The 24,502-nt window shown below is 62.7% G+C and carries 23 protein-coding genes; 11 read left to right on the top strand and 12 right to left on the bottom strand.

The features are described 5' to 3' along the window. Window position 1: 1 nt before the first annotated feature. The 8 genes from BUC04_RS21110 to BUC04_RS21075 all read left to right on the top strand — a co-directional run bounded on the left by BUC04_RS21110 (window position 2) and on the right by BUC04_RS21075 (window position 7,746). Complete coding sequence (locus tag BUC04_RS21110; protein ID WP_067661325.1) at window positions 2-1,354, top strand: MFS transporter; 1,353 nt, start codon at window positions 2-4, stop codon at window positions 1,352-1,354. Next, entirely contained in the window at window positions 1,351-2,793 is a 1,443-nt protein-coding gene (locus BUC04_RS21105; protein ID WP_067661327.1) for a DUF4145 domain-containing protein, read from the top strand. Before BUC04_RS21110 ends, BUC04_RS21105 begins: the two co-directional genes overlap by 4 nt. A gap of 32 nt (window positions 2,794-2,825) precedes the next feature. Beyond that, window positions 2,826-3,308 (top strand): GNAT family N-acetyltransferase, encoded by a 483-nt coding sequence (locus BUC04_RS21100; protein ID WP_159437716.1) that lies wholly within the window; start codon window positions 2,826-2,828, stop codon window positions 3,306-3,308. Between the two features lie 90 nt (window positions 3,309-3,398). Further along, entirely contained in the window at window positions 3,399-4,721 is a 1,323-nt protein-coding gene (locus tag BUC04_RS21095; protein ID WP_067661331.1) for a M16 family metallopeptidase, read from the top strand. Beyond that, window positions 4,718-6,187 carry a M16 family metallopeptidase gene (locus tag BUC04_RS21090; protein ID WP_067661333.1) on the top strand — a complete coding sequence of 490 codons (1,470 nt, stop codon included), beginning with the start codon at window positions 4,718-4,720 and terminating at the stop codon, window positions 6,185-6,187. The genes BUC04_RS21095 and BUC04_RS21090 overlap by 4 nt, the downstream gene beginning before the upstream one ends. Before the next feature lie 141 nt (window positions 6,188-6,328). Continuing rightward, window positions 6,329-6,685, top strand: coding sequence for a YibL family ribosome-associated protein (locus BUC04_RS21085; RefSeq protein ID WP_067661335.1), 357 nt, complete (start codon window positions 6,329-6,331; stop codon window positions 6,683-6,685). A 90-nt stretch (window positions 6,686-6,775) separates the two neighbouring features. Beyond that, window positions 6,776-7,333 carry an NnrU family protein gene (locus BUC04_RS21080; protein ID WP_067661337.1) on the top strand — a complete coding sequence of 186 codons (558 nt, stop codon included), beginning with the start codon at window positions 6,776-6,778 and terminating at the stop codon, window positions 7,331-7,333. 71 nt (window positions 7,334-7,404) lie between these two features. Continuing rightward, entirely contained in the window at window positions 7,405-7,746 is a 342-nt protein-coding gene (locus BUC04_RS21075) for a YajD family HNH nuclease (RefSeq protein ID WP_067661339.1), read from the top strand. A 62-nt stretch (window positions 7,747-7,808) separates the two neighbouring features. Here BUC04_RS21075 and BUC04_RS24055 read toward each other — a convergent pair whose 3' ends face one another. The 3 genes from BUC04_RS24055 to fusA all read right to left on the bottom strand — a co-directional run bounded on the left by BUC04_RS24055 (window position 7,809) and on the right by fusA (window position 11,269). Beyond that, on the bottom strand, window positions 7,809-7,967 hold the full coding sequence (locus tag BUC04_RS24055) for a hypothetical protein (protein WP_156480010.1): 159 nt from the start codon (window positions 7,965-7,967) through the stop codon (window positions 7,809-7,811). 142 nt (window positions 7,968-8,109) lie between these two features. Then, window positions 8,110-9,141, bottom strand: coding sequence for a P1 family peptidase (locus BUC04_RS21070; RefSeq protein WP_082766707.1), 1,032 nt, complete (start codon window positions 9,139-9,141; stop codon window positions 8,110-8,112). Between the two features lie 97 nt (window positions 9,142-9,238). Beyond that, window positions 9,239-11,269 (bottom strand): elongation factor G, encoded by a 2,031-nt coding sequence (fusA, locus tag BUC04_RS21065; RefSeq protein ID WP_067661341.1) that lies wholly within the window; start codon window positions 11,267-11,269, stop codon window positions 9,239-9,241. 163 nt (window positions 11,270-11,432) lie between these two features. Here fusA and BUC04_RS21060 point away from each other — a divergent pair, with 163 nt between their 5' ends. Beyond that, window positions 11,433-12,122 carry a DUF2461 domain-containing protein gene (locus tag BUC04_RS21060; RefSeq protein ID WP_067661343.1) on the top strand — a complete coding sequence of 230 codons (690 nt, stop codon included), beginning with the start codon at window positions 11,433-11,435 and terminating at the stop codon, window positions 12,120-12,122. Between the two features lie 69 nt (window positions 12,123-12,191). Here the strand turns inward: BUC04_RS21060 and BUC04_RS21055 are convergent, their stop codons facing one another. Continuing rightward, window positions 12,192-14,285 (bottom strand): hypothetical protein, encoded by a 2,094-nt coding sequence (locus tag BUC04_RS21055; protein ID WP_143165829.1) that lies wholly within the window; start codon window positions 14,283-14,285, stop codon window positions 12,192-12,194. A gap of 199 nt (window positions 14,286-14,484) precedes the next feature. On the opposite strand from BUC04_RS21055, the gene BUC04_RS21050 reads away from it, so the two are divergent. Continuing rightward, the gene (locus BUC04_RS21050; RefSeq protein WP_067661347.1) at window positions 14,485-14,922 is read left to right on the top strand and encodes a YbaY family lipoprotein; all 438 of its coding nucleotides are present in this window, start codon (window positions 14,485-14,487) and stop codon (window positions 14,920-14,922) included. A 60-nt stretch (window positions 14,923-14,982) separates the two neighbouring features. On the opposite strand, the gene BUC04_RS21045 is transcribed toward BUC04_RS21050, so the two are convergent. Together BUC04_RS21045 and BUC04_RS21040 are read right to left on the bottom strand one after the other, a co-directional pair. Next, the gene (locus BUC04_RS21045) at window positions 14,983-15,507 is read right to left on the bottom strand and encodes a DUF2058 domain-containing protein (RefSeq protein WP_067661349.1); all 525 of its coding nucleotides are present in this window, start codon (window positions 15,505-15,507) and stop codon (window positions 14,983-14,985) included. Window positions 15,508-15,557: 50 nt separating this feature from the next. Further along, window positions 15,558-16,022 carry a tRNA (cytidine(34)-2'-O)-methyltransferase gene (locus BUC04_RS21040; RefSeq protein WP_067661351.1) on the bottom strand — a complete coding sequence of 155 codons (465 nt, stop codon included), beginning with the start codon at window positions 16,020-16,022 and terminating at the stop codon, window positions 15,558-15,560. A 116-nt stretch (window positions 16,023-16,138) separates the two neighbouring features. Between BUC04_RS21040 and BUC04_RS21035 the strand changes: the two genes are divergently transcribed. After that, the gene (locus BUC04_RS21035) at window positions 16,139-16,990 is read left to right on the top strand and encodes a sulfurtransferase (protein WP_067661353.1); all 852 of its coding nucleotides are present in this window, start codon (window positions 16,139-16,141) and stop codon (window positions 16,988-16,990) included. A gap of 90 nt (window positions 16,991-17,080) precedes the next feature. On the opposite strand, the gene BUC04_RS21030 is transcribed toward BUC04_RS21035, so the two are convergent. The 6 genes from BUC04_RS21030 to glnA form a co-directional block, all read right to left on the bottom strand. Continuing rightward, a complete protein-coding gene (locus BUC04_RS21030; protein ID WP_067661355.1) occupies window positions 17,081-18,466 on the bottom strand; it encodes an ATP-binding protein in 1,386 nt (461 codons plus the stop codon). Continuing rightward, window positions 18,466-19,158 carry a response regulator gene (locus tag BUC04_RS21025; RefSeq protein WP_067661562.1) on the bottom strand — a complete coding sequence of 231 codons (693 nt, stop codon included), beginning with the start codon at window positions 19,156-19,158 and terminating at the stop codon, window positions 18,466-18,468. The genes BUC04_RS21030 and BUC04_RS21025 overlap by 1 nt, the downstream gene beginning before the upstream one ends. Before the next feature lie 261 nt (window positions 19,159-19,419). After that, a complete protein-coding gene (glnG, locus tag BUC04_RS21020; RefSeq protein ID WP_067661357.1) occupies window positions 19,420-20,820 on the bottom strand; it encodes a nitrogen regulation protein NR(I) in 1,401 nt (466 codons plus the stop codon). After that, on the bottom strand, window positions 20,817-21,872 hold the full coding sequence (gene glnL / locus BUC04_RS21015; RefSeq protein ID WP_067661361.1) for a nitrogen regulation protein NR(II): 1,056 nt from the start codon (window positions 21,870-21,872) through the stop codon (window positions 20,817-20,819). Before glnL ends, glnG begins: the two co-directional genes overlap by 4 nt. 84 nt (window positions 21,873-21,956) lie before the next feature. Then, a complete protein-coding gene (locus BUC04_RS21010) occupies window positions 21,957-22,508 on the bottom strand; it encodes a DUF4124 domain-containing protein (RefSeq protein ID WP_067661364.1) in 552 nt (183 codons plus the stop codon). A gap of 158 nt (window positions 22,509-22,666) precedes the next feature. Continuing rightward, on the bottom strand, window positions 22,667-24,076 hold the full coding sequence (gene glnA, locus BUC04_RS21005; RefSeq protein WP_067661366.1) for a glutamate--ammonia ligase: 1,410 nt from the start codon (window positions 24,074-24,076) through the stop codon (window positions 22,667-22,669). Window positions 24,077-24,502 lie beyond the last annotated feature (426 nt).

Here is a 24,502-nt window from a genome sequence, read left to right as displayed (position 1 = left end):
GATGACCCGCTTGCCCCGTCGGCAGCTGCTCTGGTTTGCCCTGCTCAACCTGCCGCTGTCGATGCTGATGTCGCCCACCGCGGCGATGCTGCCAGCCTTCTACCTGGAGTACACCGCGGTGACGGCGGCAGGGCTGGCAACCGCCACCCTGGTGGCCCGAGTGTTCGACGGCATCACCGATCCGCTGATCGGCTGGCTGTCGGATCGCTCCGGTCGGCGCAAGCCCTGGATGCTGCTGGGGGTGGGGGTGATCCTGCTGGGCCTGTGGCCGCTCTATCAGCCCGGCACAGAGGCGGGCATGGGCCACCTTCTCGGCTGGTACCTACTGGTCACCCTGGGCTGGACCCTGGTGGAGATCCCCCATAGTGCCATGGGGGCGGAGCTGAGCTCCGATTACCATGAGCGCAGCCGGGTGGTACTGTGGCGTCAGCTGCTGGGCTTTGTCGGTGGTCTGCTGTTTATGGCCACCCCCATGCTGGTGCTGGGCCATCATGGCTTTACCCCCGAGGCGTTTCGTATCCTCGCCTGGGTGATTGGCCTGGCGCTGCCGCTGTTTCTTCTCTTGCTCTGGTGGGGCGTGGCGGAGCCGCGAACCCATACGGTGCGCCGCCCCGGTGTGAAAGACCTTTACCGTGTGCTGTTGCAGCTGCCGCTGTTGCGCTACTTCTTGCTGACCCAGGTGCTGTTTGGCCTGGCCACCGGTGCGGTCGCCTCGCTGTTTGTCATCTATGCCAATTTCTACCTGGGTCATGGCGATGCCATCGCCAAGATCGCCATGCCGATGACCCTGGCGATGGCGCTGGGCCTGCCACTGTGGCTGTGGGTGCTGCGTCGGGTGGAGAAGCACCGGGCCTGGACCCTGTCCGGTATCGGCATCATCAGCTGCCTGCTGGCGATCTCGACCCTGCAGCCGGGCCCCGCCTCGCTGGCACCGATGATCGTGCTGATGGCCCTGTTTGGCCTGTTCCTTGGGCTCTCCTCCCTGGTGTTGCCCTCCCTGCTGGCGGATCTGGTGGATTACGACCGCTGGCGTACCGGCGAGGACCGCGCCGCCATCCTGTTTGCCTTCCAGGCCCTGGTGACCAAGTTGTGCCAGGGCGTGGGCGGCGCCATCGCCCTGGCCATCCCCGCGGCACTGGGTTTCAGCGGCAAGGCGGCGGTTAGTGGCAAAGCGGTATGGGGGCTGAAGCTCGGCTTTGTCGCCTGGCCCTGTTTGCTGCTGCTGCCGATGATGGCCCTGGCCTGGCGCTACCCCCTGGGGCGTCACCGACAGGGGATCCTGGCCCGGCGCTTGGCCCGCCGGGATGACAATGACACACTGAAGCCAACCACTGCCCCTGCGAGTGCACCATGAACGACCTGGAATTGATCCGACAGCTGGATCGTCAACTAGTGGACGATTACCAGCTGGCCCGCAACTACTGCCTGGATGTGCCCACCTATGCGCTGGTGCACCTGCGTTCGGTGGCGCACAAGATCACCACCGAGCTGGGGCGCCGGGCCGAGGTGGAGTTTCGCAGCAAGAATTTGTATGACCGGATCGAGCAGCTGGCCAAGGGCAAGCAGATCGACATGCGACTGGCCCGCAAGCTGCACAAGCTGCGCAACGACGGCAACAAGGGCGCCCACCCGGAGAAATACCGGCTGTCGCCTGAGCAGCTGGTCCAGTTGGCGGCCAAGAGCGTCAAGGACACCGCCCGGCTGGCAGCAGAGCTGTTCCCGCTGCTGACCGGCCAGCCCGCCCCCCACTGGCAGTTTGAGCCGGTGGACGCCGAGGCAGGCCGCGAGCTGTGCTACCGCGCAGTGATGCAGGACGACGCCGAGGCGCAATACCTGGTGGGCTTGTCGCTCAAGTCCCGTGGTCTGATGAAGCGTCAGCGCGAACACTCCTTTGCCCTGGCCAACAACAGCACCTCGGTGGATCTGGAGCCGTCCCAGGACGATCTGCGCCAGGCCGCCCACTGGTTCGCTCGCGCCGCCGATCGCCACGCCGGCGCCCGGTTTGAGCATGGGGTGGCACTGCTGCATGGCTACGGCGAAGGGGAGGGCAGTCTGGCCCTGATCCAGGCCGCCGCCGAGGCCGGCAATGCCGATGCCCTGGCGCTGCTGGGCTACTTTGCCCAGACCGGCAGCCATGGCCACGCCCTGGATCCGGCCCTGGCGGAGCGCTACCTGCTGGCGGCGGTGGAGCAGGATCAGCCCGAAGCGATGGCCAACCTGGCGGTGCTCTACTACCAAGGCAGCCTGGGGCAACCGGACTGGCAACGGGCCCGGCACTACGCCGAGCAGGGGGCTCAGGCGGGCTATCCCCATGCCCAGTACCAACTGGCGGTGATGCTGTTTGCCGGCGAGGGCGGTAACGCCGAGCCGGAATCGGCGCTGCAATGGCTGCGCCAGGCGGCGGAGCAGCACTACCCGGAGGCGCTGGCGGATCTGGCTCAGCGCACCCTTGATGGTGATGGGGTGGAGGCCAACCCGGCGGCCGCCGCGTCGCTCTACCGCGAGGCGATCCGTTTCGGCCGCCTGCCCCGGGCGATGTTCGAGCTGGCCCTGGCCCACTTCGACGGTGAGGTACCGGACCGGGACCTGGCGGAAGCAGCACAGCTGCTGCATGGCGCCTACCGCTATGCCCCCAAGGGCAGCGAGCTGGCGGAGGCGATCTGGCAGCTGGCGCCGGAGCTGGTACGCCAGCTAGATCGGGCCGAGCCGGAGGATGAGGGCGCCGCCGAGGCCTTGGCCCAGGGCCGGGCGCTGTTTGACCCGGTGGGCTATCCACTGGGAGATCGGCACTGATGGCCGGCTTGCGGGTGGCCCAGGGGCCAAGGTTGAGTCTGCACCGATTCGACCCGGCCGACGCAGAGGGCTTTCTGGCGATGAACGCCGATCCCGAGGTGATGCGCTTCACCGGCGATCCGCCCTTTGCCAGCCTCGCCCAGTGCCAGGCGTTTCTGCGCGATTATGACCACTACCGCCGCCACGACTTTGGCCGCTGGACCCTCTACCTCAGCGACGGCCGCTATGCCGGCTTCTGTGGATTAAGACACTGTGAGGGCGAGGTCGACTTAGGGTTCCGCTTGCCCCGGGCGCTGTGGGGCCAGGGGCTGGCGGGGGAAGCCGCCAGGCTGTCGCTGCAGCTGGCCTTTGCGCATTACCGGCTGGATAAGGTGGTGGGCCGCGCCCGCTGTGAGAACCAGGCCTCGCTGCGCCTGCTGGCCCGGCTGGGCTTTTCTCAGATAGGTGAGTTTGAGGATCAGCATGGTCGCTGGCAGTGCTGGGAACTGAGCCAGAAAGATTGGCTTAAAGACTGAGATAGAACGTTTTTCCGGTAGTTGGGTCAGACTAAAGAGACCCGGTACCGCTGCTGTACCCACAAGTAGAATATTTCGTAGGAGACGATTATGGGGATCCGCTCTGCCCTGGTGGGCGTGGTGGCTTTGCTGGCACTGCCCCTCGGTGCCGTCGAAGACACCACCCAGACCTTTACGCTCGACAACGGCATGACCGTGATGGTGGTGGAGAACGACACCATCCCGAATGCCAACATGTACCTGTTCTGGAAGGTCGGCTCCCGTGACGAGGCGCCGGGCACCACCGGCCTGGCCCACTTCTTCGAACACATGATGTTCAACGGCTCCAGGAACTACGGTCCCAAGATGTTTGACCGCACCATGGAAGCCGCCGGGGGCGCCAACAACGCCTACACCACCGAGAATCTGACGGTTTACACCGACTGGTTCCCCGCCAACGCGCTGGAGGTGATCTTCAGCCTTGAGGCCGATCGCATCGGTCACCTGGATATCGACCCAGAGGTGGTAGAGAGCGAGCGCGGTGTGGTGGTGTCCGAGCGACTGACCGGATTGGAAAACTCCAACTGGCGGATGCTGCAGGAGGAGGTCAAGGCCACTGCTTTCCGAGCTCACCCCTACAGCTGGCCGGTGATCGGCCATGAGTCCGACATCCACGCCTGGACCCTGGAAGACCTGACCGAGTTCCACCGCATCTATTACGCCCCCAACAACGCGGTGGTGGTGATCGTCGGCGCGGTGGACACCGCCGAGGTGAAGCGCCTGGCCGAGCAGTACTTCGGCCCGATCCCGGCGCAGACCCCACCGCCGGCCATTCGCACGGTGGAGCCCAAGCAGAGCGGCGAGCGCCGGGTCTATGTGCAGAAGCCGTCGGCGTCCACCCCCAACCTGATGTTGGCCTACAAGGTACCGGCCACCCGTCATGAGGATTACTTCGCCCTGGAGATGGCCCTTTCCATCCTGGTGGATGGCAACTCCGCCCGCCTCAACCGGGCGCTGGTGGATGAGCAGCCGCTGGCCCTGTCGGTGGATGGCTACATGCCGATGAGCTTCGATCCCAACCTGTTTTACCTCTACGCGGTGACCAACCCCAGCGCCGATGCCACGGCCCTGGAGCAGGCGATGATCAACGAGGTGAATCGTCTGGCCACCGAGCCGGTGAGCGAGATGGAGCTGGCCAAGGTGAAGAACCGCAAGCTGATGGCCTTCTACGAGAGCATGGAGACCATCAATGGCCAGGCCAACACCCTGGGCACCTACGAGCTGTTCTTTGGCGATTACCGCAAGCTGTACGCGACTCCGGAGGCCTACCAGGCGGTGACCGCCGCGGATATCCAGCGCGTCGCCCAAACCTACCTGATCAAATCCCAGCGCACCGTGGGTGTGCTGGCCGCACAAGAGGACAGTGACCAATGAAGCGCGTATGGATTGGTTTAACCACCCTGGCACTGACCGCCTGTGCCGCCACCCAGGCGCCCTCCGGTGAGAGCGTCGCCACCAATGCCCCGGCCGCTGAAGCAGCCCCCTTTGTTGCGCCCAAGCCCAAGGCCGAGGGCCCGGCCTTTAACCTGCCGGAATACGAGGTGGTGACCCTCAGCAACGGCCTGACCCTCTACCTGATGGCGCGCCACCAGGTGCCGATCATCACCGCCTCGGCGGTGGTGCGGGCCGGGGCGGTCAACGACAGCGAGCCGGGCATGGCGGCCCTGACCGCCGAGGGCCTGCTGCTGGGCACCACCACCACCAACAAGGTGGTGCTGGAGCAGGCGATTGAAAGCCTGGGTGCGGATCTGCAGGCCTACAGCGGCAAGGAGGGCACCACCCTCAATGGCCGCTTCCTGGCCAAGGATATGGAGACCATGCTGCCGCTGATGGCGGAGGTACTGACCCAGCCGCGCTTCCCCAGTGGCGAGGTGAAGAAGGCCCGGGATCGTTACGTCGCCCAGCTGGCCCAGCAAAAGGAGCAGCCGCGGGCCGTGGTGGGCAGCTACTTCGATAGCCTGTTCTACGGCAGCCACCCCTACGCCAATGCGGCGATGGGGGAAGCGGAATCGGTCTCGGTGCTGGACGCCTTCGATCTGAAGATGTTCCATGGCAGCTGGTATCAGCCCGGTAACACCGCCCTGGTGGTGGTGGGTGACTTTGACCGGGACGAGATGCTGGCCCTGGTGGAACGCAGCTTTGGTCGCTGGCGCGATAACGACACCCCGACCCCGCCGGATCTGACCCAGCCGGTATCGACCCCGGAGCAGGCCCGGGTACTGCTGGTGAACAAGTCTGATGCCCGCGAAACCACCTTTATGATCGGCGGCCCGGGGATCCCCCGCACCGATCCCGACTACGTCGGTTTGCAGGTGGTCAACACCGTGCTGGGTGGGCGCTTCACCTCCTGGCTCAACGATGAGCTGCGGGTCAATGCCGGCCTGACTTACGGTGCGCGCTCCCGCTTCAGCACCCTGGGGCAGCACGGCAGCTTCGTGATCAGCACCTTCACCGCCACCGAGACCACCAAGGAGGCGGTGGATTTGGCTCTCACTACCTACCGTCGGCTGTGGACCCAGGGGCTGGACCAGGCCACCCTGGATTCCGCCAAGGCCTACGTGAAGGGCCAGTTCCCGCCTCGCTTTGAGACCTCGGATCAACTGGCGGGGCTGCTGTCCCAGATGCACCTCTATGGCCTGGGGCCGGAGCAGATCAACGCCTTCCAGGCCGAAGTGGACGGCCTGACCTTGGATAAGGCCCAGGCGCTGATTGAGCGTCACTTCCCCAAGGACAACCTGCAGTTTGTGATGGTGGGCAAAGCGGAGGCGATCCGCCCCATTGCTGAGCGCTATGGTCAGGTGGAGCAGGTGGAGATCACCGACAGCGGTTTCCAGTTCTAAACCTGAGCCGTTGTTAACGCTGGGCCTGTTTACTACGGTGAACAGGCCCTTTTGTTTGTTGGGGCGTGACGCTCGATACGAGGCCGGTTCAGTGTCGGTGGTATACTGTCGGATTGTTTCCCCCATATTTGTTGGAATCCCATGAGCCTGAAACAGGAACTGCACCAACTGAGCAACAAGCTCAGCGCCGCCAAGCGCAAACTGGACGCCGCCCACGGTCGCGGTGACCAACCGATGATCGATCGCTTTAACGAGGAGGTGAAGGCCCTCAACAAGCGCATCGACAGCATCAAGACCACCCAGAACCGTCGCCTGGACCAGGAAGGCAAGAAGACCACCTCGCTGCCTTTTAAGCGGGTGCTGACCAAGGCCGAACAGGCTGATCTGGGCAAGCTGAAGAAGTCGGTCCGTGGCCTGGTGGTGGTGCACCCGATGACCGCGCTGGGCCGTCAGCTGGGTCTGGAGCAGATGACCGGCTTTGCCCCGAAGAAGTTCTAACAGGAAGTCTCGCGCCGACGCAGGCTGAGTCACAGGGGGCGGCACTGCGCGGTGTTTGCAGGAAAGCACTGGAAGCAAAGGAGTGTCGCCATGACGCCACTGATCCTCGGACTGTTGCTGTTTTTTGTGCCCCACCTGCTGGTGGGAACGCCGCCAATGGTTCGGCTCAAAGCCGCCATCGGTGAGGGGCCCTACAAGGGGCTGTTCTCCCTGCTCAGCGTGGCGGGGTTGGGCCTGATGATCTGGGCCATGCCCAAGGCGCCGGATGGGCTGCTCTGGTACCCACCCTTGTGGACCCGCCATATCGCGCCCTTGCTGATGCTGCTCTCCTGCTACCTGATCCTGGCGTCGGTGCTGGGGGGCAAGATCACCGCCCGCACCGCCCACCCTCAATCCCTGGGTATCCTCTGTTGGGCCAGCGCCCACCTGCTGGCCAACGGCGAGGAGAACGCCTTTCTGCTGTTCGGCAGCTTCGCCCTGTACAGCCTGATCAGCATCTGGCGCCAGGATCGGCGCGGGGTGCGGGCCCGGCTGCGGCGGGGACGATTGGGCAGCCGCCACGAGCTGTGGCTGGCAATGCTGGCACTGGGGCTGTACCTGACGCTGCTGGCGGCCCATCCCCACCTGTTCGGTGCCGCCCTGGCCTAACCGTGCCGCCAGCCTCGCTAAGGCCGATGACTTTGGTATAGTGGCGGCAATGTCCTTATTGGAGAACCGCTATGGCCATCATCCCGAAGAATTACGCCTCGCTGGAGCAGGGCTACCGCGACAAGGCGTTGAAGCTGTTTCCCTGGGTGTGCGGCCGCTGTGCCCGGGAGTTCCAATACTCCAACCTGCGTGAGCTGACGGTGCACCACATCGATCATGACCACACCAACAACCCCAGCGATGGTTCCAACTGGGAGCTGCTGTGCCTGTTCTGTCATGACAATGAGCATGAGAAGTACACCCAGGCGGCCCAGTATGGCAGCACCCTGGAGGCCGGCGAGGATCTCAAGCGCGACGCCGCCACCCACAACCCCTTTGCCGATCTCAAGGCGATGATGGCGAAGAAGGGTTAAGGGCTAAGGCTCAGAAAACCAAAAAGGCACCCATTGGGTGCCTTTTTCGAACATTGCTGGCGCTATGGCGAGAGCGCACCCAGCAGCAGGGCGATGAGGGCCAGATAGGGCAGGGGGCTGGCCCACCAGCGCAGCGGTTGCCGGGCCTTAACGGCCACCTGCTCGCGGCTGTCGTACTGAATGGGATAGCGGTGTGCCAGCGCCAACAGCAGCGCCAGCACGACTATTCAAAGCGGCTTCATCGGGGCGAACATCAAGCCCAGCAGGGCTGCGATCATCGCCATCACTAACAGGGCCTTCATCCATGGCTCCCATGCGGTGTCTTAGTGCCAAGCTCCCACAGCGCAGAGCCGGTCGCAACCGCTACTGGGTTTCCACCTTGATCAGATCGCGGGCTGCGGGCAGGCCACCGGCCCCTTCGGCCTGCTCGATGGCGTTATGGATCGCCTGCTCCATCACCTCGGCGGCGATCACCCCCAGGCTGTTGACGTTGACCGGGCCGATCTCACCGGTACCGGCAGCGAAGATGGCGTCGCCGTCGTTCAAGGTGTGCACCGGGCGGATTGCCCGACCGTATCCATCGTGGGCCATCTGCGCCACCTTGAGGGCCTCGGACTTGGTCAGGGTGGCGTTGGTGATGATGGCGCCGATGGTGGTGTTACGCCCGACAAAGCCGGGCTCGGCCGCACCCTGGATGATCAGCTCGGTGCCGGAGACATAGCCGGTGCCTTCGTCATTGCGGGTGCCTGCCAGGATCTGGCCCTGACGGTCGTAGACATCGCCCCAGGCATTGACCGCCACCACAGCGGAGACCACCAGGCCGTTGTCCAGTGCCAGGGTGGCGATCCCCAGGCCAGCCTTGGTGGCGTGGGCCATGCCACGGATCTTGCCGACGCTGGCACCGGTGCCGGCACCGACGTTGCCCTGTTGGGCGCTCTCCCGGTTGGCCGCGCGGGTGGCGGCGGCGCCCATGGCGAAGTCCGGGCGGGATTTGGCGTCACCCAGGCCAAGATCAAACAGCACCGCGCCGGTGACGATGGGCACAAAAGCCACGCCGGTATCGAAGCCGATCCCCTCTTTCTCCAGCTGGTGGGCGACGCCACTCATGGCGTCCAGGCCGAAGGCGCTGCCACCGGTGAGCACGATGGCGTGGACCTTATCCACCAGGTTCTCTGGCTTGAGCAGATCGGTTTCCCGGGTGCCGGGGGCAGCACCGCGCACGTCCACCGAGGCGGTGGCGCCGGCGTCGAAGCGCAGCACGGTGATCCCGGTGAGGCCCTCGTCGTCGCTCATCTGGCCCAATTTAACCCCTTTGATCTGGAACAGATCGGCGCTGTTGGCCCAGCTCAGCGGGCTGAGCAGAACCAGCATGGCCATGATTAGCCAATGTTTCATATTGATTCTCATGCGAAAAAGCGTGGCCAAAGGGTAGTGGCCCGGGAAGGGGAAAACAAGCGGCGGCCCTGGGGCCGCCGTCTCTTCACCAGTGAGATCAGTGCCTGGCTAACTGCTGCTGGACGTTATCCGGCACCACGTCGTAGCGGGCAAAGGCCATGCTCATCTGTCCTTCACCGCCGGTCATCGCCTTAAGGCGGGTGGCGTAATCATCCAGGGCCGCCAGGGGCGCCTCGGCATTGATGTCCACCTGCTGGTTGGCCAACGCCTGGGTGCCGCACACCATGGCCCGGTGAGCACTCAGGTCGCCGGTGATGTCACCCACCTTGTCCTGCGACACCTGCACATGCATGTCGACGATGGGCTCAAGGATCACCGGATGAGCCTGGTGCACCGCTTCCAGGAAGGCCTTCTTACCGGCCATATGGAAGGCGATCTCCTTGGAGTCTACCGGGTGATGTTTGCCATCCAGCACCGTGACCCGGATGTCCTGCATGGGGAAACCACCGATCACTCCTTCATTCATGGCCTCCAGCACGCCCTTTTCCACGGCGGGGATAAACTGACTGGGGATGGCACCCCCCACAACCTTGGAGGCGAACTCAAAGCCCGCGCCCCGAGGCATCGGCTCGATGCGCAGCTCCACCTCGCCAAACTGGCCGGCACCGCCGGTCTGTTTCTTGTGGCGGTAGCGGGCTTCGCTGGCCTGGCAGATGGTTTCCCGGTAGGCCACCGCGGGCTTCTCGGTATCCATATCCAGGTTGAACACCTTCTCGGCCTTCTCCAGGGCGATCTGGACGTGCAGATCCCCCAGCCCCTGCAGCACCGTCTGGTTCTCTTCGGCGGCATGGTGGATGTTGAGGCTGGGATCCTCGCTCACCAGTTTGTGCAGCACCTCGGCCAGCTTCTGTTCGTCGCCGCGCTTCTTGGGACGCACGGCCAGGCCGAACAGCGGCTGGGGCAGGGTGGTCTCCACCATGTGGAAGTTATCCTCCTCATGGTTGTCGTGCAGGATGGCCCCCACTTCCAGGCCATCGATCTTGGCCAGGGCGACGATGTCGCCGGGCAGTGCCTCGGGCACCTCAACCTGCTTCTTACCCTGCAGCTTCACCAGGTGGGTCACCTTGATGGGCTTGCGCTCGGTGCCAACGAAGATCTTCTGACCGGTGAACATCCGCCCCTGGTGGATGCGGAATACCCCCAGTCGACCCAGGAAGGGATCGATGGCGATGCGGAACACGTGGGCCAGAAGATGGGCATCGGCCTCGGCGCTGATCTCCACCGGTTGGGCGTCGTCGCCCCAACCATTGATGAACTGCGGCGGGTTGGCTTCCATCGGGTTGGGCATCACCTCGGCCAGCACCTTGAGCAGGTGGCCGATGCCGATGTCGCCCTCGGCGCTGGCAAAGCAGACCGGTACCAGTTCACCTTGGCGCAGGGCCTGCTCAAGCGGCGCATGCAACTGGGCCGGCTCGACTGACTCGTCCTGCTCCAGGTAGAGTTCCATCAGGGCTTCGTCCTGCTCGACCACGGTGTCGATCAGCTCGTCGTGGCTGCTCTTTACATCACCAAACAGGGTGGCGGCGTTGTCGTCCGGCTCGAAGTAGCAATCCACCACGGATTTGCCATCTTCGGCGGGCAGGTTCAGCGGCAGGCAGCCGTGTCCGAACTGCACCTGGATCTGGTCCAGCACCCCGGCCAGCTGCGCTTCGTTGCCGTCGATGTGGTTGATCACAATAAGGATCGACTTGCCGTTGCGACGGGCGTCTTCGAAGGCGCGTTGGGTAATGGGTTCGATGCCTCGACCGGCGTTGATTACCAGCAACACACTCTCCACTGCCGGCAGCACCATCTGGGCGCGGCCAAAGAAGTCGGGCAGTCCGGGGGTGTCGATAAGGTTGATGTGGTGATTCTGGTGGTCGAGTGAGAGGAAGGATGCTTCTAGGCTATGGTGATGCTGGATCTCTTGGGCGGTGAAGTCGGCATGGTTGGTGCCGTCGTCGACCCTGCCACGGTGATGGATTGCCTCCGCACGGAAGAGTAGGGCTTCGATTAGACTGGATTTGCCACTGCCGGTGTGTCCCAGCAGGGCGATATTCCTAATCTGTTCGGTGTGTTGAGCGGGCATACGCGCCTCCTTGGTCCTGATTCCCGTCCCTTTCGACTATAGGAGCGCGGCGTAGGACAAGAGTTGACCGGGATCAGTTTCAGGTTCGATTCGTTTCGGTCCCACGTGTAATGTGGTGAAGATCCAGAATAGACCCCACGACAAAATTTGGGAGGAAAGCGCGATGACCGAGGGCCCCTATTTCTCGTCCGCCAGCCTGGGCTTTCTGCAAACCCTGGCCAGCCATAACGAAAGGGAGTGGTTCAACCAGCACAAGGCGGATTACGAGGCCCTGGTGCGCGGGCCGGCGCTGGATCTGATCGCCAGCTTTGCGCCAAGGCTGGAACAGTTTGCTCCGCGCTTTCGCGCCATCCCCAAGAAGGTGGGCGGCTCGCTGATGCGCCCCTACCGGGACACCCGCTTCAGCAAGGACAAGGCCCCCATCAAGCTCAATGTGGGCATCCAGTTTCGCCACGATCTGGGCAAGGATGTGCACGCTCCCGGCTATTACCTGCATGTTCAGCCGGGCCAGTCTTTCCTGGGCGTCGGCACCTGGCGGCCGGAGCCCAAGGCGTTGGCGGCGATCCGCGAGGCGATCGACACCAGCCCCATCCCCTGGCTGGCGGCCCGGGATGACGGTGAGTTCATTACCCGTTTTGAGCTGCAGGGCGACAGCCTGATCCGCCCCCCTAAGGGTTACGACAAGGACAACCCGATGCTGGAGGATCTTAAGCGTAAGGATTTCATCGGAGTGATGGCGCTCAGTGATGAGCAGGTGCTGGGGGATCCACTGCTGGACCTGATGGAAGAAGCCTTCACCGGTGCCGACCCCTTTATGCGCTTTCTCTGTCGCGCCATGGGGGTGCCGTTCTAGTATCCAAGCGCGCTGAGCAATCAACAAATAAACGCCGGCACAAGGCCGGCGTTTTGGATGGCAATGATCTTAGTGCACCGGCAAGGTGCCCTGGATTAGGGAGTTCTGGTAGGCCTCTGGGTAATCCTTCAGGTTCATCGGTCGCAGGAAATTGATGCGCGGTGCGAAGTAGATCTCGGCTGTGTCTGCGACGCCGTCTCGGTCTTGATCTTCGTAGGCGGTCTCCGATTCGAGGATCACCTGGTAGCCGTCCGGAGTGACCGACAATGGCCACCAGTGGCGCTCATATACGACCCCTTCGGCATAATCCCAACGTCGCTCGATCTGCACCTTGCCGCTATCGTCTCTCGACCAGGAGTAGATGTTTGAGCTAGAAGCGTGGCCCGAGACGAACACGTCTAGATCATCAATTTGGTCATCACTGATGTAATGAAAGGTGCCGTCCGCCAAAAAGCGGTAGGTCCAGAGGTAGTCGAAATTCAGCAGTTCACCCTGCCAGCGGTCGGCAATCCAGGCTAAGGGGTAGGAGGCCAGCACCAGGGGCAGCTCCTGCTCCAGTTCCACGCCCCAGGGTGTGTCGGTCTCGACCTGCTGGGCCATCAGGGCGACCAGGCGATGCTCCACCTCGTCCCGCTGGGCATGCTGCAGGGCGTTCAGCAGTGGCGCTTCCCCCTGCAGCGGGGTGTAGGTCAGCTGCCAGCCATCCAGTGACTGCACGCTCAGTACGCCCTCTGCGGCACTGTAGCTGCCGTAGGGGGTACCATCCTCAAACAGCACGTTGCCATCGTCGGTCAGGGTGACCAGTCGCTGACTGAACCAGGATATATTGCCAAATTCGTTTTCGATGGGCAGATTGAGGGCCCAGTTGCCAACTGCCTCGAACGGTACCTCTGACTGCGGCGAGAGAATCACCCGGTAGAAGATCTCCTCCTCCAGGGCAACGGGATTGGTCCCCTGCCAGTCAAACGGTGGATCGTAGAGGGCCGGCTCCACCTCGAGCTCGGTGAGACTGCGGTGTACCACCCAAGGAGCAAGGTCCAGGCGGCTGAAGGATTCGCTCAGGGGGCGAAAATGTATCACCACCTGGTCGCTGGCTGAGTTGTTGATGTGTTCCCAAAGGACGGCTTCTACGTCTTCTCCAAAACGTTGATCGATAAGGGCGTATCTCAACATGAACCCGGACCAATAGTCTTCTTTTTGGTTTTCCAGGGTCAGGGTCGAGCCGCTGCTGCTCATCATGCTGACCGTGGTGGGGAACAGGTGCTTGGAGGTGTTGGTCTCGTCGAGGCTGCCGTTGCCCTCCTCGTCGAGCTGCAGCACGGTGGCCTGCTCGGCCAGCCAGCCGTATTGCGAAGCCGGACTGAACAGTTGCGGTGCGTCGGGGGTGATGGCCAGCGGCATGCCGTGGCGCTCCAGCTGGGCCTCGATGCTTTGAGTGATGAGCGGAACAACCTGCTCCTGCCACTGCTCGGTGCCGTATCCGTCCATCGCCTCGAGCTGTGCCTGGGCACTGTGGTAGGGCATGGTCAGGTCAAACAGGGTCAGCAGGGTTTGGCCTTCGTCCATCGGCAGCAGTTGCTGCTGGGCGGTAAGGTCCAGGTAGGCGGCAAGGGTCACTGCCTGTTCCGGATCGGTATGGGTGGCCAGTTGATCCAGTTGCTCGACTGAGTTCAGTTCCTGCTGGAACCGACCGGTCATCAGATAGTGCGCCGTAGTCAGTGGCGTCAGGTGAACCCGGGCTTGTTCGTCGTGGTTAAGGATCAGATCCTCGCCGGAGTTCTCCATCGCTTCCTGCAGCGTGGCGATGTGGCTGGCCCAGGCGATGTGGGCTTGATCTCCCTCTCCTTGGGCGCGCAGCACGACCCAGGATTGGGGATCCAGATCGCCCTCTTGAAATTCCTCAATGGCGACCTCGAATTGACCCTCTTCGTCGATGGTTGAGCTGAAGCCGGTCATGCGGGTGTCTTCCCCTGCGCCGGTGAGCAGCAGCAGATCGATGGTGCCACCGCTGAGCTGATCTACCTGTCCCTGGACAGTCCAGGTGATGGTCGGTGGTGGTGGCGGCTCGGGTGTGGGGGTTGGTGTGGGGGTTTCGTTGTCGGAACCTGAGCCGCCGCATCCTGCCAGGCCCAGTATGGTTGCCAGTAACATCCTTGTTTTCATATCAACATTTTCCTGATTGCGATTCCATTGCAGTCACTGCGGTATCTAATCTAGGGATTCGCACAGCCTGGAGCAATGGCTTTGTTTGAGCGGCATTCAGTGCTGGTTGAGTCAATTCGAAAGGATGGCGTTAACGCCTTGGTGTTGTGGCACTATGCTAAGAAGGCAGGGTATGGGATTTTGGACAAAGGAGAGGACGATGATCAGGTTTGGGATGGCACTGTTGCTGGCGGCACTGTTGGCTGGCTGCGGTGGCCCGCAGGTGCAGGTGTATCAGGCCAAGAACACCAGTGACGAGTTTGTGGACTCCAGCACCCTCGATGGTGAGGTGTTCTATCGGGAGCGGATCCTGTTGGCACCCGGCACCGTGATGAAGGTGATCCTGGCGGATGTCTCCAAACAGGATGTGCCGGCCCAGGTGCTGGCCAGTCAGGCTTTCGAGGTGCAGGGCGCGCCGCCGTTCCCCTTCGAGCTGAGCTTCGATCATGACCTGATCGAATCCGGCCGCACCTATGCCGTCTCGGTACGAATCGAAGAGAAGGGGGAGCTGCGCTTTATCACCACCTCCCACAAGTCGCCGTTCAACGACGAGTACCTTGAGATCTTTGTGGAGGCGGTGGCGGAGGTGACGCCCTAGTCACCGCGTGATAGCCAACGCCAGAAACCAGCGCGCCGCCCATTGGGCGGCGCGTTGCGTTTACCACATCAGATCATCGGGGATCTGGTAATCGGCGTAGGGGTCGTCCTCGTCCACCGCGTCCTTGGCCTTGTCGTTGAGCAGCACGATGGCGCTGGCGTCCCGCTGGGCCACCTTCTCCGCTACGGCAGTGGCGATCAGGTGGTATTTGTCATCCAGGGTGGCGATGGCCAACTGGCCATTGACCAGGCCTTGCTGCAGCGCCGGGGTGACGAAGATCTTGGTGATGCGACCATTGTCGGAAAAGTTGTAGGCCAGCTCGCCCTTGTCCCGGGACTGGGCGTTGACGGTGATCAGCTGGCGGATCTGCGCCTGGACCGCCTTCTTATCCGCCTCAGCCTTGCGCTCAGCATTGAGCTGACGATCGCGCTCAGCCTGATCAACCCGCTTCTGAGCGGCGTCAGCCTTGGCTTCGTTGATCACCTTCTTACCGGACTTGAGGGCGCGATGCTTGGCCTTGTTGGCCTTCTTCGCGTCGTGCTTGCTGACCAGGCCAGCCTTCATCAATTGATCTTGCAGAGACATGGTGCACTTACCTTTTCGAATATCTCAATGATTGTATCAGGGCTGGGCGCCTAAAGGGCACCGTCAAAGTCCAGCTGGCGCCAGGCCTCGTAGCTGACGATGGAGACGGCGTTGGCCAGGTTGAGGCTACGGGCGCCGGCTTTCATCGGGATGCGGACCCGCTGCTCGGTGGGGATCGCCTCACGAACCGCCTCCGGCAATCCGCGGCTCTCCGGGCCAAACAGCAGCACATCGCCCTGCTGGTAGCTGGGCTCGGTATGGGGCCGCGAGCCCTTGGTGGTGAGGGCGAAGACACGACGGCCCGCCATTGCCGCCAGGAAGCTGGGGTAATCGGGGTAGCGGGTGACGTTGGTCAGCTCCGCGTAGTCCAGACCGGCGCGGCGCAGCTTCTTCTCCTCCATATCGAACCCCATAGGCTCAATCAGGTGCAGCCGGCAGCCGTTGTTGGCGCAAAGCCGGATGATGGCACCGGTATTGGGGGCGATTTCAGGTTCGTACAGGGCGATTTCAAACATGGTTGAGTTCCAGCGTCGGTTTCGCCGCTCGTTGTACCTTTCCGGCGAGGGGATCGCAAGCATAGAAGCGGTAAATCGATTAGGCTAAAACTATCCCCAACTCACAAGGAGTTCCAGTGACCGACGCGTTCCATCTGCCTGATCTGGTCAGTGCCGACTGGCTGCAACAACACCTGCATCACCCCGGTTTGAAGCTGCTGGATGCCAGCTGGTACCTGCCTGGCAGCGATCGGGATCCAGTGGCTGAGTGGCGTGCGGCACGATTGCCAGGGGCACGCTATTTCGATTTTGACCAGCGCCTGGCGGCGCCGGGGCCCTTGCCTCACATGCTGCCGGAGCCGGCGCAGTTTGCCGCTGAGGTGGCGCGACTGGGGATCAGCAACGATGACGCGGTGGTGGTCTACGATGGCAGTGGCATCTTCTCCTCGCCACGGGCCTGGTGGATGTTCAAGGCGATGGGACACAATGGGGTCGCGGTGCTGGACGGTGGCTTGCCTGCCTGGCGCGCCGCAGGTGGTGAGTTGGAGTCCGGTCCGGTCTCGGCTCCCCAGCCTGGCCGCTACCTGGCTCATCGGGTCGAGGCCTGGTACGCCGATCAGCGCCAGGTGGTGGCCTCATTAACCCAACCGGGACACCGTGTGGTGGATGCCCGCAGCCCGGCCCGGTTCCTGGGACAGGCGCCGGAGCCCCGGCCCGGGGTACGGCGCGGACGGATGCCCGGTGCGCTGAATCTGCCCTATGACCGGGTGCTGGAGGGCGGCCATCTGCGCAACCAAGCCGAGCTGCGAGAATGTTTTGCTGCGCTGGGCCCGGCCCAGACCGAGTGGGTGTTCAGCTGCGGCTCCGGCGTCACCGCTTGCGTGCTGGCCCTAGCGGCGACGCTGGCGCAACAGAGCAAGGTGCGGGTGTACGACGGCTCCTGGGCCGAATGGGGGGCAAACCCGAAGCTACCCCTGGTGGTGGGCTAGCTCGGTGGCTAAGCGCGGTGGATTCGCGTGACTGAGTCAAAACCTGTTGGTTCAAACCGCCATAGCGGATGGATGCTGGTCGAATAGTGCTTAGCTGTGTCCATTACCGTAGGCCGGCAAATAAAAGCTGACGCAGAGCCCATTGGGCGGACGGTTCTGGGCGTCGATCCGCCCCTGGTGGGCCTCGATCGCCGCCTGGGCGATGGCCAGCCCTAAGCCCCAGCCGCCACTGTCGCGATGGCGGGCTTCATCGACCCGGTAGAAGGGCTTAAAGATGGTGGCCAGATCTGATTCCGGCACCCCAGGCCCATCGTCCTGGATATCGATGACGATCTCTTCTTCCTCAACCTTCATGCTGACCACCACCCGGCTTTCGGCGTAGCGCAATGCGTTGCGCAGGGGATTTTCCACCGCCCGTTGCAGCAGGGTATCCAGGCCGTAATAGCGCACCGAGTCCGGCAGCTCGACGGTGAGCAGCTTGCCCATCTGCTCCGCCTCGAAGCGGGCATCGTCGAGGATGGGGGTCAGGGTCTGGACCAGGTCCAGCTCGGTTTTTTGTTCGGTGATCTGCATGTTGAGCCGGGACAGCGCCAGCAGCTCGCGGATCATGTCTTCCAGGTTGCCCGCTTCCCGGGCGATGCGTTGCAGCTCCGGGGTGTCGCCCTGCTTCTTGCGGGTCAGGGCCATCGCCAGCTGCATCCGGGTCAGCGGCGTACGCAGCTCATGACTGATGTCGGAGAGCAACCGCTGCTGGCCCTTGAGCATGGTGCTGACCGAGTCGGCCATGTGGTTGAAGCTGGCACCCAAGTGGCCCAGTTCATCCCGCCGTTTCAGGGTGGCGGGGGCGACACGGGCATCCAGGTCCCCCATGGAGAGTGCATTGGCGGTCTGGCGCAGCTGGCGCAGCGGCTTGCCCAGGTGCCAGGACATAAAGCCAAACACCACACCGGAGAAGGCGATGGAGACCAGCAGGAAACTGCCCGGGTGCTCCATCAGGTAGAACAGCATAGGGCGGGTGTTGACCGCTTCCTGCAGGCCAATCAGGTAGTACTCGCTGTCCTTGAGATAGACGATCTGGGGGCCAAACACCACGGCATTGGGGAAGCGCCAGCTCATGGCGCTGCGGTAGCTCTCTTCGGCCAGCAGGAAGTGGCGCACCTCTTTGGGGACGTTGCGCGGCGCGGTGCTGACCGGCTGGCCATTGGCGTCCAGCACGAAGTATTGGATCCGTTGCTCCCGGTCCTGCCGGGTCAACTGTTGGCGCAGCAACTGACCGATGCTGTTGAGGGCACGGCCGTCGGCGATCTCCATGTCGGTGGCGATGCGCTCCAGGGCCTGGGCCTGATAGGGCTGGATCGGCTCCCGCTCAAGCTGTTCCTGCAGGTAGGGCAGGCCGATCACCAACACCAGGATCAGTGAGGTGGTCAGCCAGAATGCCAGGAGCAGTTTGAAGAAAAGGTGATTGGGCAGTTGCATCAATCGAGCCAGATGTAGCCTTTACCCCGTACGGTTTTCACCCGGGGGCGGCCATCCTTGCGCTCTGGCAGTTTGCGGCGGAGGTTGGAGAGGTGCATGTCGAGGCTGCGATCGAAGGGCATCAGCTTCTTGCCGAGCACCTCCTCGGACAGCATCTCCTTGCTGGCCACTTCACCGCTGTGGCGCACCAGCTCCAGCAGCAGATTGAATTCGGTGGCAGTCAGGACCAGCTGTTCGCCATTGGCCCAGGCTTCCTGGCGACGGGGATAGAGGGTGAGATCGCCCTGCTCCAGGGTGTCGGTTTCGCCCTTGGCGCCGTCTCGATTGCGCTCACCGGTGCGGCGCAAGATAGCGCGGATCCGGGCGATCAACTCGCGGTCGTTGAAGGGCTTGGGCAGGTAGTCGTCGGCGCCGATCTCCAGCCCGACCACGCGGTCAATGTCATCGCCTTTGGCGGTCAGCATCAGCACCGGCACATCGCTGGATTGGCGTAGCTGGCGCAGCACGTCAAAGCCATTCATGCCCGGCAGCATCACGTCCAGCAGCACCAGGTCGTGCTCGCCGGTCTGGGCCGCGGCCAGCCCGGAGGGGCCGTCCTGGCAGATGGTGGGGTTGAAGCCCTCCAGCTCCAGCAGCTGTCCGAGCAGCTCGCACAGGTCGTGATCGTCCTCAACCAGCAAAATCCGACTCATGACATTCATCTCTTCAATCAATTCGGGGCCAAGCCTAACTGATGCTTAAAAGTCACCCAAGCGCCATTTACACTGTTTTACCTGAAATTCTTTGGTAGGTCATGCCTTTCTATTGGCTATCCGGGGCCAAGCGCCGCTGGCCTAAGTCAATGTTAGACCATGGCGATCTGCCGCTTTGACAGTGGCAGATAAACGAAAAACGGTGCCCCAAATGGGGCACCGTTATGGTGTTGACAGAGTCGATGGTTATCCACTGCCGGCTCAGCTCTCCATATCCAGCTCCTTGAGCTTGCGGGTCAGGGTGTTACGGCCCCAGCCCAACAGCCGGGCGGCATCCTGCTTATGGCCCTGGCTGTGGCGCAGTGCCACCTGCAGCAGGGTGCGCTCAAACGCCGGTTGAGCCTGGCTGAGCAGGTTGGCTTCACCATTGGCCAGGGCCTGTTCGACCCAGCTGGCCAGCTGCGCGGTCCAATCATCCAGCTCGCCGACGCTGCCGGGCTGTACCGTGCTGGTCAGCTCCGGCGGCAGATCATCCACCAGGATCTCCTGGCCTGAAGCCATCACCGTCATCCAGCGGCAGGCGTTCTCCAGCTGGCGTACGTTGCCGGGCCAACTGAACTGGCTCAGGCGCTTTTCTGCTTCGCTGCTGAGCCGTTTGGGATCGCCCCCCAGCTCCTTGGCGGCCCGGGCCAGGAAGTGGCGGGTTAGCGCGGGGATGTCCTCGCTGCGCTCCTTCAGGGCCGGCAGCTGGATGCGGATAACGTTGAGGCGGTGGAACAGGTCCTCCCGGAATTGACCCTCGGCCACCCGCTGCTCCAGGTTCTGGTGGGTAGCAGCAACGATGCGCACATCCACCTGCACCGGGCTGTGGCCGCCGATGCGGTAGAACTGGCCGTCCGCCAGGACCCGCAGCAGCCGGGTCTGTACGTCCAGCGGCATGTCACCGATCTCATCCAGGAACAAAGTGCCGCCGTTGGCCTGCTCGAAGCGGCCGATGCGCTGGCCGCCGGCGCCGGTAAAGGCGCCTTTCTCATGGCCAAACAGCTCGGACTCAATCAAATCCTTGGGGATAGCCGCCATGTTCAGCGCCACAAAGGGGTGTTCGGCCCGGGGGCTGTGCTTGTGCAGCGCGCTGGCCACCAGCTCTTTACCGGTACCGGACTGGCCGTTGATCAGCACGCTGATGGAGGAGCGGGCCAGGCGGCCGATGGCGCGAAACACCTCCTGCATCGCCGGGGCTTCGCCGATGATCTCCGGCATCGCCTCGGTGCTGGCCTTGGCCTTGCGCACCCGGCTTTGGGCGTGCTCCAGGGCACGGCGCACCAGGGAGAGGGCATCCTCAATGTCGAACGGCTTGGGCAGGTACTCGAAGGCGCCGGACTGGTAGGCCCCGACGGCGCTGTCGAGATCCGAGTGAGCGGTCATGATCAGCACCGGCAGATCCGGGAACTCCGCCTTGACCCGCTGCAGCAGCGTCAGGCCATCGGTGCCGGGCATGCGGATGTCGGACAGGATCACTCCAGGCTGGCTGGTGCCCAAAGCCTGCCAGAGGGATTCGGCATTGGCAAAGCTGGCGCAGCTGATCTCGGCGCGCTTGAGGGCACGCTCCAGTACCCAGCGGATGGAGCTGTCGTCATCCAGGATCCAAACTTGTTCGCTCACGGCGCCTCCTTACGAAAAATCAGTGGCAGTAGCAGAGTGAATTCGGTGTGCCCGGGCCAGCTCTCCAGATCGATCCGCCCTTGGTGTTGGCTAACGATGTTTTGGGCGATGGAGAGCCCCAGGCCGCTGCCCTCGGCTTTGCTGGTGACCATGGGGTAGAACAGGGTGTCGCGCACATCGCCGGGGATCCCCGGACCGTTGTCGATGATGCTGATGGCCACCACCTGGCGGTGGCGCACTCCGGCGATGGTGGTGGCGCCCTGGCTGCGGGTGCGCAGCACCAGCTTGCCGCGGTTGTTCATCGCCTGCAGGGCGTTGCGCATGATGTTGAGCAGGGCCTGTTGCAGCTGCTCGTGGTCCATCAGGAAGTCCGGGATGGAGGGATCGTAGTCGCGCTCCACCTCCACCTGGCCATTGGATTCCAGCTCACACAGGGTGCTGGTTTGCTCCAGCAGGCGGTGCACGTTATTGAGCGACCACTGGCCCGGATGCTGCGGCCCCAGCAGGCGGTCTACCAGGTTTCGCAGCCGGTCAGCCTGCTCGATGATGATGCCGGTGAACTCCTTCAGCTCCTGGCTCTCCAGCTCCATGTTGAGCAGTTGGGCGGCACCGCGCAGGCCACCGAGCGGATTCTTGATCTCATGGGCCAGGCCCCGCACCAGCAGTTGGGCGGCATGGTGCTGGGCGTACTGCTGCAGCTCCTGGCTGATCCGCAGTTGCTGATCGACGGTGCGCGCCTCCAGCAGGCGTTGGCCCTGTTCCAGCGGGGTGACGGTCAGGTCAACGGTGTGGTGCTGATTATCCAGGGTCACCAGGGAGAGGGCATGGAGCGCCTGGTTGCTGTGGCCGTCGAGGGCCTGGGCCAGGGTGGCAGGGTCGGTGGCGATCTGGCTGTAGAGCTCGGCAAAGACACAGCCCATCATGCGACGGCTGCTCAGCCCCAGCAGCTGCTCCGCTGCCAGGTTGCAGTAGGTCACCCGCTGCTGCGGGTCCAACACCAGTACGGCGGTATTGAGATGGTCGAGTAATGAGGGTTCGTTGGCCTGAACCATAGTGATGCATCCTTCCCACAATGCTCCGTGATGATGCACCACCATAGCACTGCACCAAAATGGTGCATAGCCTTTATCGCACGATCAGGGGGCTCCATTGGGCAATGGCTTTGGAGTAGGCCCTGGCGGCGTAAACAGGCGCGAGTGGCGGTGCAGGTACACGGTCCTTGAGGCAGTAGATGCAAGGACTTTGCCGTTTTTGTCGATCACCTGGGCCTGCAGCTGATGTTCGCCCCGAGTGAGGTTATCCAGGGCGTAGGAGCCACCGCCACCGAGGGTGCGTACCACCTCGCCATCCAGTAACAGTTGCACCCGGTGGCCATCCTGCAGGTCGGGCTCGAGCTGGATCTGCAGGTCCAGCTGGCCGTTGTTGTCGCGGATGGTGGCTTCATCCTGGGGATCGAGCAGGGCAATGCGGTAGTCCGGCTGGGTGCTCTCTGGTTCGGCCTGGGCTACCACCGGGCGTGGGGCGGGCAACTCCACCGTACTGATCTTGCTGGGGTCCACCTCTACCTGCTCGGCGCCCTCCCGGGGTTTGTCCGAGTAGTGCACCTGACCGTGTTCGTCGGTCCACTTATAGACCGAGGCCGACAGCGGCAGGGTGATCATCAACAGGAAAAGTACTGACCAACGCATGGGCTTGCTCCGTAGTATCCACTCACTTTCGAGTGTAGTGGTTTGGCGGCCAGAAAAAAACCCACCCCCGAGGGGGTGGGTTCTGAGCATGCCTCTGAAGCTATTATTGTTTTTCAGGGTACAGAGGGCTGGTTCTACCTTACGTAGTCGTTGCGTGATTACACGCTGTAGTACATCTCGAACTCAACCGGGTGAGTGGTCATGTCCAGACGCTCAACTTCACCGCGCTTCAGCTCGATGTAGGAGTTGATGAAGTCGTCGGAGAACACGCCACCGATGGTCAGGAACTCACGGTCAGCGTCCAGAGCGTTCAGGGCCTCGGTCAGGCTGGCTGCTACGGTCGGGATCTCAGCCGCTTCTTCTGCCGGCAGGTCGTACAGGTCCTTGTCCATGGCATCGCCAGGGTGGATCTTGTTCTGGATGCCGTCCAGGCCCGCCATCAGCATGGCAGCGAAGGCCAGGTAGGGGTTGGCGGTCGGATCCGGGAAGCGCACCTCGATACGACGACCTTTCGGGCTCGGTACTACCGGGATACGGATGGAAGCAGAGCGGTTACGGGCGGAGTAGGCCAGCATCACCGGGGCTTCGAAGCCAGGGACCAGACGCTTGTAGGAGTTGGTAGAGGCGTTGGCGAAGGCGTTGATGGCACGGGCGTGCTTGATGATACCGCCGATGTAGTACAGCGCGGTCTCGGACAGGCCGCCGTACTTGTCGCCAGCAAACAGGTTCACACCGTCTTTGCTCAGGGACTGGTGGCAGTGCATGCCGGAACCGTTGTCACCCACAACCGGCTTGGGCATGAAGGTGGCGGACTTGTCGTAGGCGTGGGCCACATTGTGGATTACGTACTTCAGTACCTGCAGCTCATCGGCCTTTTCAACGATGCTGTTAAAGCGGGTGGCGATCTCGTTCTGACCGGAGGTGGCTACCTCGTGGTGGTGGGCTTCAACAACCTGACCCATCTCTTCCAGCACCAGACACATGGCGCTACGGATGTCCTGAGCGGAATCTACCGGGGATACCGGGAAGTAGCCGCCTTTCACACCAGGACGGTGGCCTTTGTTACCGCCTTCGTACTCTTTGTCAGAGTTCCAGGCAGACTCTTCGGAATCGATGGCGTACATGGAGCCGGACATGTCGGTCTTGTAGCGTACGTCGTCGAACAGGAAGAACTCCGGCTCAGGACCGAAGTAGGCGTCGTCGGCGATGCCGGTGGACTGCATGTAGGCCTTGGCGCGCTTGGCGATGGAGCGCGGGTCACGATCGTAGCCTTCCATGGTGGCCGGCTCGATGATGTCACAGCGAACGTTCAGGGTTTCAACGTCGGTGAAGGGGCACAGTACCGCGGTGGACGGGTCCGGCATCAGGATCATGTCGGACTCGTTGATGCCCTTCCAGCCTTGGATGGAGGAGCCATCGAACATCTTGCCCTCTTCGAAGAAGTCGGCGTCGATTTGGCTAACCGGGATGGAAACGTGCTGCTCTTTACCCTTGGTATCGGTAAAGCGCAGGTCGACGAATTTCACTTCGTTCTCTTCGATGGTTTTCAATACGTTTTCGATGGACATCCTAATGGCCTCCAATGGCATAAATAGAGTATGCGAACCAAGATGGCACCACCTAAGCGAAGGCTGTGCCACTTTTTCAAGTTGCTGAAAATAAAGGATTTGAAAATCTTGGGGGGAAGATGAGGTCGTGCGTCGCACTGTGTTGGTGCGCCCCGAAATGGCGCCTGCACCAATTTGGTGCGCTGGGCGTGGGCGCGACCCTGGCTTCCCTGAACTTGCCCGACGGCGCTCCCTTTTTTCGCCGTCACGCCACTGTAGCACCGCACATGGAGAATTAATAACCCATGGGCCATGCTTTGTTGTCGCGGTTTTAGACAGTTTCCAGTACACTTGCCGCCCAGAATTGACCCCGCGAAGGGGTGGGCCGGCCGAACTCGCCGGGACTGGCCTTGAGCCCGAACCGTATGACGGTCGGGTTTTTTTCTA

Source organism: Ferrimonas marina, from assembly GCF_900129905.1.
GTDB classification, from domain to species: Bacteria; Pseudomonadota; Gammaproteobacteria; order Enterobacterales; family Shewanellaceae; genus Ferrimonas; species Ferrimonas marina.
The sequence above is the reverse complement of the archived record's forward strand: the minus strand, read 5'-3'. Positions and strand labels throughout refer to the sequence as shown.